The following is a 1,377-nucleotide window of genomic DNA, read 5'->3' as shown; positions in this document are numbered from 1 at the left end:
CTCCTGGACGGCACCGAGATCCTGGCGGACGGTGCGCGGCGCGCGCTGCGCACCAAGACCGGGATCGACGCGGCCGCGGTCCGCCACCTGGCGCAGATCGGCGCGTTCGACGGACCCGACCGCGACCCGCCGAGCGCCGCGATCAGCATCGCGTTCCTGGCGGTCGTCGAGCCGGGCACGGACTCGGCGGCGACGTGGCACGCCGCCGCGGTCCGCCCCCTCGCGCTGCCCTTCGACCACGACCGGATCGTCGACGCCGCGCTGGAGCACGTGCGACTGCGGTGCTGGTCGGACGTTCCCCTCACACGTGCGCTCCTCGGATCGCCCTTCACCACGGCGGACGCCCGTCGGCTGCTCACCGCGCTGACCGGCGCGAGCCCGGACCCGGGCAACCTGAACCGAATGCTCCGGACGAACCCGGTGCTCAGCCGTGTCGACGCCCCCGCCGCGGCCGGTCCCCGCGGGGGTCGTCCCCCGGCAGCCTGGACGTGGAGCGCCTGAGCACGGTTGGGTGGAGGCATGTCCTCCTCCCTGTCCGGTGACGACTCCCTGCAGCTGCCCGAGTTCGACGCTCCCCCGGCATCACCCCTCGACCTGGCCCGACAGTGGCTCGAGGCCGCCGACGAGCGCGACGTCTCCGAGCCGAGGTCGATGACCCTCGCCACCGCCGGCGCCGACGGTCGGGTGAGCGCCCGGACGGTGGACGTGAAGCGCCTGGACGACCGAGGGCTGGTGTTCGGCACCTCGACCCTGAGCCCGAAGGGACGCCAGCTCGCCGAGAACCCGCACGCAGCGCTGCAGGTCTACTGGCGCGAGACCATGCAGCAGCTGCGGTTCGAGGGCCGGGCGGTGCAGCTCTCCGACGACGAGTCCGACGCGCTGTTCGCCGACCGCTCCCCGAAGTCCCGCGCGGCGACCGCGATCGCCGACCAGTCCGACGTGCTCGAACCGCGGACCCTGCAGGACCTGATCGACGACGCGAACGACCTGCTCGACGAGACCGACGACGCCGTGCCGCGGCCGGCCGGCTGGGTGGCTTGGCGACTCGAACCCGACGTCGTCGAGTTCTGGCACGGCAGCCGTGACCGGATGCACCGCCGGCTGCAGTACGTCCTCGCCGACGCTGCGTGGTCGGCCACCCGCCTGCAGCCCTGACGTCTCGCGCATCGCGAGCGCCGGCGCCCCCTACCGCCCGATCGGGTTCGGCATCGCGCCCGCCCGGATGAGCGACGACGACTGGTCGGCCAGGTCCACCATCGACAGGGTGTTCCGCAGCTGCAACCGGTTCAGGCACGAGTGCTCGAACGTCGGCACCCGCAGGTCCAGGGGTCGACGGCGGTCCGGGTGTGCGGCGGCGTGCGCGTCGATGCACTCCCC

Annotated in this window: 2 protein-coding genes and 1 pseudogene; 2 read left to right on the top strand and 1 reads right to left on the bottom strand. The window is 73.6% G+C overall.

Annotation, left to right across the window (positions count from 1 at the left end):
• Positions 1 to 501 (top strand): NUDIX hydrolase (locus BACI9J_RS23245; RefSeq protein WP_159736703.1); only part of this gene is annotated, 501 nt, incomplete at its 5' end.
• A gap of 18 nt (positions 502 to 519) precedes the next feature.
• Entirely contained in the window at positions 520 to 1,155 is a 636-nt protein-coding gene (locus BACI9J_RS23240) for a pyridoxine/pyridoxamine 5'-phosphate oxidase (RefSeq protein WP_017885457.1), read from the top strand.
• A gap of 30 nt (positions 1,156 to 1,185) precedes the next feature.
• Here BACI9J_RS23240 and BACI9J_RS23235 read toward each other — a convergent pair.
• Positions 1,186 to 1,377: pseudogene (locus tag BACI9J_RS23235) on the bottom strand (IucA/IucC family siderophore biosynthesis protein); the annotation flags it as partial.

It is taken from the genome of Arthrobacter sp. 9V (assembly GCF_902506065.1).
Lineage (GTDB): Bacteria > Actinomycetota > Actinomycetes > Actinomycetales > Micrococcaceae > Arthrobacter.
This window is presented reverse-complemented; position numbering and strand designations above follow the sequence as displayed.

Coding starts and splice junctions, on each gene's coding strand:
- BACI9J_RS23240 (WP_017885457.1), top strand. CDS start 520: ATGTCCTCCTCCCTGTCCGGTGACGACTCCCTGCAGCTGCCCGAGTTC.